This is a genomic window from Mesorhizobium sp. (genome assembly GCF_017306585.1).
GTDB lineage: Bacteria > Pseudomonadota > Alphaproteobacteria > Rhizobiales > Rhizobiaceae > Mesorhizobium.
On the sequence record NZ_JAFKIC010000059.1, the window covers coordinates 1 to 7,017 of the forward strand.

8 protein-coding genes and 1 pseudogene are annotated in these 7,017 nt (G+C 65.0%); 3 read left to right on the forward strand and 6 right to left on the reverse strand.

Going from position 1 to position 7,017, the window contains the following annotated elements; all coding sequences use genetic code 11:
- Positions 1 to 236, reverse strand: a 236-nt coding sequence (locus J0I79_RS02205) for an FAD-dependent oxidoreductase (RefSeq protein WP_292855051.1), incomplete at its 3' end; no start/stop codon positions are given.
- Complete coding sequence (locus J0I79_RS02210) at positions 233 to 1,120, reverse strand: phosphotransferase family protein (protein ID WP_292855053.1); 888 nt, start codon at positions 1,118 to 1,120, stop codon at positions 233 to 235. The genes J0I79_RS02205 and J0I79_RS02210, both read right to left, overlap by 4 nt.
- A 456-nt stretch (positions 1,121 to 1,576) precedes the next feature.
- Here J0I79_RS02210 and J0I79_RS02215 point away from each other — a divergent pair, with 456 nt between their 5' ends.
- Positions 1,577 to 2,353, forward strand: coding sequence for a DeoR/GlpR family DNA-binding transcription regulator (locus tag J0I79_RS02215; protein ID WP_292855055.1), 777 nt, complete (start codon positions 1,577 to 1,579; stop codon positions 2,351 to 2,353).
- Positions 2,354 to 2,364: 11 nt separating this feature from the next.
- Here the strand turns inward: J0I79_RS02215 and J0I79_RS02220 are convergent, their stop codons facing one another.
- The 4 genes from J0I79_RS02220 to J0I79_RS02235 all read right to left on the reverse strand — a co-directional run bounded on the left by J0I79_RS02220 (position 2,365) and on the right by J0I79_RS02235 (position 5,820).
- On the reverse strand, positions 2,365 to 3,264 hold the full coding sequence (locus J0I79_RS02220) for an NAD(P)/FAD-dependent oxidoreductase (RefSeq protein ID WP_292855057.1): 900 nt from the start codon (positions 3,262 to 3,264) through the stop codon (positions 2,365 to 2,367).
- Complete coding sequence (locus tag J0I79_RS02225) at positions 3,254 to 3,703, reverse strand: Rrf2 family transcriptional regulator (protein WP_292855059.1); 450 nt, start codon at positions 3,701 to 3,703, stop codon at positions 3,254 to 3,256. The genes J0I79_RS02220 and J0I79_RS02225 overlap by 11 nt, the downstream gene beginning before the upstream one ends.
- A 76-nt stretch (positions 3,704 to 3,779) precedes the next feature.
- On the reverse strand, positions 3,780 to 5,135 hold the full coding sequence (locus J0I79_RS02230; RefSeq protein ID WP_292855061.1) for a HAMP domain-containing sensor histidine kinase: 1,356 nt from the start codon (positions 5,133 to 5,135) through the stop codon (positions 3,780 to 3,782).
- 10 nt (positions 5,136 to 5,145) lie between these two features.
- Positions 5,146 to 5,820, reverse strand: a complete 675-nt coding sequence (locus tag J0I79_RS02235; protein WP_292855063.1) for a response regulator transcription factor — start codon at positions 5,818 to 5,820, stop codon at positions 5,146 to 5,148.
- A gap of 300 nt (positions 5,821 to 6,120) precedes the next feature.
- Between J0I79_RS02235 and J0I79_RS02240 the strand changes: the two genes are divergently transcribed.
- On the forward strand, positions 6,121 to 6,720 hold the full coding sequence (locus tag J0I79_RS02240; RefSeq protein WP_292855065.1) for a methyltransferase domain-containing protein: 600 nt from the start codon (positions 6,121 to 6,123) through the stop codon (positions 6,718 to 6,720).
- Positions 6,717 to 7,017 (forward strand): annotated as a pseudogene (locus J0I79_RS02245) (DedA family protein); the annotation flags it as partial. The gene J0I79_RS02240 and the pseudogene J0I79_RS02245, both read left to right, overlap by 4 nt.

Here is a 7,017-nt window from a genome sequence, read left to right on the forward strand (position 1 = left end):
TCGGCCTCCAGCCCCTTGTAGAGGTCGACGGAGTATTTGAGCACGCGCGTGATCGAGGCCGACGAACGCAACTGCCCGACCAGGCCAGCGGCGTGCCAGGTCGAGCCGGAGGTCAGCTTGCCCTGTTCCAGCAGCACGACGTCGGCCTTGTGGTCGCGCGCCAGGTGATAGGCTGTCGAACAGCCGATGATGCCGCCGCCGATGACGACGATCGCGGCCTGGTCAGGCAAGGTCATGATTTCGGGGTCCCGTATTTTGTCCGGTAATTTTCCAGGGCGGCATCGAGCCGCGTCAGGTTTTCCTCGGTGTAGGCGACGTAATCGATGCCAGGGGCGTCGAGATAGAGTTCGGACACCATGCTCCACATGGCTTCGCGCAGCAGCGAGGCGCATTGCATGGCGGCGTGCGAGCGGCGGATCGCCTCGTCCGGTTCCTTCATGAAATAGGCGGTCAGGAAAGCAAAGGATTCCGCATCGCTCATGCCGGCGTTCGAGGCCACGCCGGCAAGGTCGAACATCGCCGTGTTGAAGCCGGCATATTCGAAATCGATCAGCCAGAGCTTGCTGCCGTCGTCGAGAATATTAGCCGGCAACAGGTCGTTGTGGCCGAAGACGATCGGCAGGAGCTTCTGCGCCCGCTCCAGCTCGTCCGCCAGCGTCAGATAGCGCGGCAGGTCACTCCGCTTGCGGCTGCCGCCTTCCTCGAGCGTGCGCGCATAGTCGCGGATGACGTGGAACACCCAGAACATGAAGCCGGCGCCGGAGATGTGGTTTGGCATGTCCCGGTGGAAGCTGCGCATCAGCGCCGCGACGCGGCCGAGATTGGCGCGCACGTCCTGCGCCTGATAGGTCCTGGCGCCGAGAAAGGCCGTCACCAGAATGCCGGGTTCTGCATAGTGGACGGCTGGAGCGAAACCGGCGGCATGCGCTGCGCGCGCGGTCATCACCTCGCGCTCGCGGAAGACATGGTGGAACGGATAGTCCTTGCCGAAACGCACGACATGTTTGCCGGCCGTGTCCGTTACCACATAGTTGGCGTTGCTGAGGCCGCCGGGGAGCGGCGCGATCTCGATGCTGCCGGCCCAGCAGGGCAGGCTGCGGATGCGGTCTTCTGCGGTCATCGATCGGTCCCCTGTCGATCAGCCTCTTGCCAGACATGACATCGATGGGGCGGCGCCGTGAAGGCGATCCGTGTCGACGAACATTCATCCTGGTGAAGATCTCGTCGGCGCGGCATGCCGGATCGGTATCCCGCGTCGCGCCGACGAGCCCCATGTGCCGGGCTCTTCGAGGCCGGCTTCCGCCCCCGCGGATCAGAAAATTCCTTTCGCCCCTGCGCCGGACAGTCTCCAGACCCTTGGGCGTGCAAATTCAGATGCGGCTCTGCCATCGTTCTCCCGTGGCAGTCCGTGCCTGACACCTTTCCAGTGTCATGCCGCGCGACATCGCTTGTCAACGGATTTGTGTGGCTTTTTCTGCCTTTATGACTGGTTCGTGGCGAGATTCCTTGTGTTTCATGGTAGCTTTGCCTTAGAAGCGGTCAAATACGTGCGGTGATCTGCTCCGGAAGCAACCCGATGACCCATTCGAAACGACATGGCGAGATCCTGCGGCTGTTGCAGGAGGAAGGCACCGTGACCATCGCCAGCCTCGCTGACCGGCTGGGCGTTTCGCTCGAAACCGTGCGCCGCGACGTCAAGCCGCTTACCAGCGACGGCTCGGTGCTCAAGATGCATGGCGCGATCGGGCTGCCGTCGATGATCGGCGAGGCGCCGTTCGAACGGCGCATGCGGGAGAATGCCGACGCCAAGCGGGTCATTGCCCGCATGGTCGCCGCCACCATCCGCGACGGCGAATCGATCATGCTCGACACCGGCACCACCACCTCGTTCCTGGCGCGGGAACTGCTCGGCCACCGGCGCCTGACGGTGGTCACCAACTCGTCCGACATCGCCCGCACGCTGGCCACCATCAACGGCAACAAGGTCTATATGGCCGGTGGCGAACTGCGCAGCGATTCCGGAGCCGCCTTCGGCGCTTCTGCCATCGAGTTCGTCAGCCGCTTTTCGGTAAGCCACGCTGTCATCTCGACCGGCGCCGTCGATGCGCTGACGGGCGTGATGGACTACGATCTGGAAGAGGCCGAATTCGCCCGCATGGTGCTGTCGCGCGGCCAGCGCTCGCTTGTCATCACCGATCATTCCAAGTTCGGCCGCCAGGGCCTGGTCCAGGTCTGCGGCTTCGACAGCTTTTCAGAACTGGCCACCGACCGGCCGCCGCCGCGCGACATCGCCGCCGCGCTTTCGCAGGCCGGCGCCCGGCTCAGCATCGCCGGCGGCGAAATCCGGTTCTAGTCGAACAGGTCTTAGCCAAAGACCAGGGACTGGTGCGCACACACGCCCGCGAAGGCGCCACCCGACACGGCAAAGGCGATGTTGTGCATGGCGCGTGCCGCGTCTCCGGCGGCATAGACGCCGGGAACCGTCGTCTGCTGTCTGTCGTCGACCGCTATCACCGGGCCAAGCATGCCGTCCGTGAAGCCACAGCCAAGCTGCTCTGCCAGCGGGCTCGCCATTGTGTTGCGCGGCGCGGTGAACATCGCCCTGACTCCGGCCTGCCTTGCGCCGTCGAGCTGCACGATCAGCCCGCCGGAACCGTCTTCCCGCAGTTCGCTGACCGTGGCGGGCTCGAACTGGATGTTTTTACGCTCCAGGGCGAGCATCTCCTCGGCTTCAGGCTCGATCAGCCCGTTGCCGAACAGGGTCACGTCGCCCCAATCGGAAATCAGCTGCGCCTGATGCATGGACATCGGGCCTGTCGCGAGCACGCCCAGCGGCCCGCCGGAAACCTCGTAACCATGGCAGTAGGGGCAGTGCAGCACGGTCCTGCCCCATTGCTCGGCAAGACCGGGAACCTCCGGCAGGATATCGCGCACGCCCGTCGCCAGGACCAGCCGCGCGGCGCCGAATGTCTCTCCGCCATCGGTCGTGACTTCGAAATCGCTGCCGCTGTTGGCGATGGCCCCATCGGCGCGCGCATTGAAGATCCTGGCCGTCGGATAGGCCTGCAATTGCTGTCTTGCATCATTGAGGATGGCTTCGGGTGTGCGCCCGTCCTGGCCGAGAAACCCGTGCGAGTGTTCGGCGAAACGGTTGCGCGGCTGGCCGGCGTCGATCACCAGCACCTTGCGGCGTGCGCGCGCCGCCTGGATGGCGGCGGACAGGCCGGCGAAGCTGCCGCCGACGATGGCTAGATCATACTGCATGACTGGAAACTCCAATGAGGTCGTAACGGCGGCGGAAATCGGCGGTCAGGTCGGCCAGCGTGATGCGGCTGAGCTTCTCCGCCAGAAGTTTCTCCGCCGCCACGCGGAAGTCGTCGAGCACGGCGATCACCGCCTGCTCGACAAGGCAGCCCGGGCTTTCCGGCTCGGTGCTGAACGGCAGCAGGGTCTCGCCGAGTGCTGCGCTGATCTCGGCCAGCGAGATCGCTTCAGGCGCACGCCCGAGCAGCCAGCCGCCGCCATGCCCGCGTGATGAAGTGACGATGCCGGCGTCGCGCAGGCCGGCGATGGTGCGGCGCACCACCACCGGATTGGTGTGGATGAAGGTAGCGAGCTCCTCGGAAGTCAGCGCCTGTTCGGGCTTCTCTGCCATGTGGACGAGAATGTGCAAGGTGGAGGAAAGTCGGCTGTTGCGTTTCATGTAACTTATTTAGTTACGATAAGCGCCGCAGTCAAGGATTGGCTGAAAAGGGGCTCAACCTGCCGGGGCCGGGGCGCTACACCGTGCGGAAGATCAGGCAGAAGCAGGCGCCGGTCGGGTTGCCGTCGAGAATCTCGATGCGCCCGCCATGCAGATGCATGATCTCCTGCACCAGGTTGAGGCCAAGCCCCGCGCCGTGGTCCAGCGGCCGCAACCGGTAGAAGGGTTCGAAGATGCGTTCCCGTTCGGCCGGCGGCACGCCGTCACCTTCGTCGCGGACCTCGATTGTGGCCGGGCGGGCGACCCGCAGCGTGATCTTGCCGGTGCGGCCGCCATGCTCGATCGCGTTCTGGACCAGATTGGTGACGGCGCGCTCGATCGACGTGCGGTCGCCGATGGCCTTGACGGTCTCCTGTTCCGGCTCGAACGCCATTTCGTATCCGGCCGAGAAAGCCATCGGCGCAAGGTCGACGATGACGCCGCGCGCGATCGCCACGAGGTCTACAGTCTCGAAGGATGAGGACTGCCGGTCGAGGCGCTGCAGGTCGAGCAGCTGATCGGTCAGCGTCGAAAGCCTGGCCGCGTCCTGCAGCAGCCGCGCGCGCTCGGGCGTCGCCGGCAGCGAGGCAAGGCGGGTGTTGAGGATGGCGACCGGTGTTCTGAGCTCATGGGCGGCGTCGGTCAGGAAGCGTTTGTGACGCTCATAACCCTTGTCCAGACGTGCCAGCGCGGCATTGACCGCGTTGACCAGCGGCGTGACTTCCTTGGGCACGTCCTTCAGCGGCAATTGCACACCGCGCTGGTCGATATCGATGCGCTCGGCCTCGGCGGCGGCATGGCCGAGGCCTGAAAGCGCCCCGCGCACCACCCAGGGCGTCGCGAACAGCGTCGCCAGCGCCATCAACCCGGCCAGCGGCAATATGCCTTGCAGGAAGAATTGCGGCGCCTGCCCCAACAAGCGCAGCAGCGAAAGCCCGCCCTTGGTGTCGCTGAAGATCTGCACGTTGCCGGCCGCCGTGTCGGTCCAGCGGATCTTGCCTTCCGGCGGCGCCGCTTCCCCGATCGCGTGGTCGATGCGGGCGTCGCTGATGTTGTCGAGCAGGCCGACGAAAGGCTGGAAGATGGCCGGCACCGCGCCCTCCTGCAGCCGCTGTCCCTGCTTGTCGCGGATGATGAACCAGAGATCGGGAACACCGGATCGCAGCTTCTTCAGATCCGGGGTTTCATTGAGGACAAGCTTGCCGCCGGTATCGCGCGCCACCGCGTCCGCCAGCACGTCCATCGTGCCGTCCTCATAGTCGTGCGGGATGACACCGGTGGCGAGCATCGCCCCGAGAATGCCGACGATGATCAGCGTCAGCATCGCGCATTGCAGCAAGGCGATGCGCAGCACCAGGCTCCATTTCAACGAACGCGGGCGCCTGAGGCTCATCGCTTGGTGCTCACGTCGTTTCACGCAGGAGATAGCCGACGCCCCGGATGCCGTTGATCGTCACCCCGGCATCGGCTTCGGCGAGCTTGCGGCGCAGGCGCGAGACATGGGTATCGAGCGCGTTGGATTGGATCTCGTCGTCGAGGCCGAACACGGCCTCCATCAATGCCTCGCGCTGCACCATGCGGCCGGTGCGCCGCATCAGCGCTTCCAGCACCAGGAGTTCGCGGCGCGGCAGGCTGAGCGGCTCGCCGCCGATCGACGCCTCGCGATGTCCGACATCGAGCACGAGATGCCCGGCGCGGATGAACTGCGACTGCATCGGTGCCGGACGCCGCAGCAGCGCGCGTAGCCGGGCAAGCAATTCCTCGAAGGCGAAAGGCTTTGCCAGGTAGTCGTCCGCGCCCCGGTCCAGCCCGTCGACCTTGTCCGAAATGTCGCCTTTCGCCGTCAGCATCAGCACGGGTGTGGTGTTCTTCCGGGAACGCAACGTCGGCACCAGCGACAGGCCGTCGCCGTCGGGCAACTGGCGGTCGAGCAGGATGGCGTCGTAACTGTCGGCGGCAACGAAGCCCTCGGCCTCGAGCAGTGAGCCGGCGTGATCGACCACCATATCGTGACGCTTCAACGCGGCGCGCAGCGCCGAGACCATTTCAGGCTCGTCTTCGACCAGCAAGATACGCATTTAAAGTTCCTTTTTGGCGGCTCTCCGCCAAGCCGCGCTACAGCGCCAAGATTGCGCAAACATGGCAAAACGTAGCGATCAGCCGCCGAAAGTCTTTTCTGCGCAGCCGTCATACTGCGCAATGTCTATGCAATCCAGCCGCGCCAAACAGCCCCGGTCGGTATGCAACCGCCAGCATACTGGCCCCAAAGGCGCCGGACCCGAACATGGAACCGATTCCGGGTCCGACGCCGAAGTCGAGAAAATTCCAATGGCCGCGCCGATCCGCCGGAGCGCCGCGGCCCAGTATTGAGGTTGGCTATGTCTGCAAATGATGCTTTGTCGTTTCTCATGGCGTGGACCGTGGCGCCGTTCCGGATCGGCTCCGTCACGCCCTCCAGCTCCAGCCTGGCGACATTGATGACGCGCGACATCGGGCCCGAGACTGGCTCGGTTCTGGAACTCGGGCCTGGAACCGGCCCGTTCACCCGGGCACTGCTGGCGCGTGGCGTGAGGGAAGAAAACCTGACGCTGATCGAATCCGATCCGGATTTCGCCTCGCTGCTAAAGCGCCGCTTTCCCTCGGCCCGGATCTTCGAAATGGATGCGGTCGGCCTGCGCCATCTCTCGCTGTTCCCCGCGCCGGTGGTCGGCGCCGCCGTCAGCGGGCTGCCCTTCCGGCTGATTTCGCCGCGCAAGACCTTGGCCATTCTGGAAGGCGTCTTCGCCAATCTCCGTCCTGGCGGGGCGCTCTATCAATTCACGCTCGGCCGGCGCTGCCCGTTCGACCAGTCGCTGCTCGACCGGCTCGATCTCGAAGTCACCCGGGTCGGCCATACCTTCCGCAATTTCCCGCCGGCGACGGTCTACCGCGTTACCCGCATCAAAGGGGTCCAGACCTACGATTGGCGCTTCGCGTGACCGGGCCGCTCTCGGCCGTTCTCGGTCTTGGCCTGTTCGGTGTCTTCTGCCTCGCCTTCACCGAGAAGATACTGCCGGTTCCGCCATCGCATGTGCTGCTGTTGTTCCTCGGCATGACAGCGGCGCCGGACGCTGCGACGCTGGCGATCCTGCTGATGGTGACGACGCTTGGCTCGTTCGCCGGCTGTCTGGTCTGGTACGCGGTCGGCCGCCGGATCGGGTTCGATCGTGCCGACAGGCTGATCGAGCGTGTCGGCAGATACATCTTCCTTCGACCCGCTACCTATCGCAGGTTCG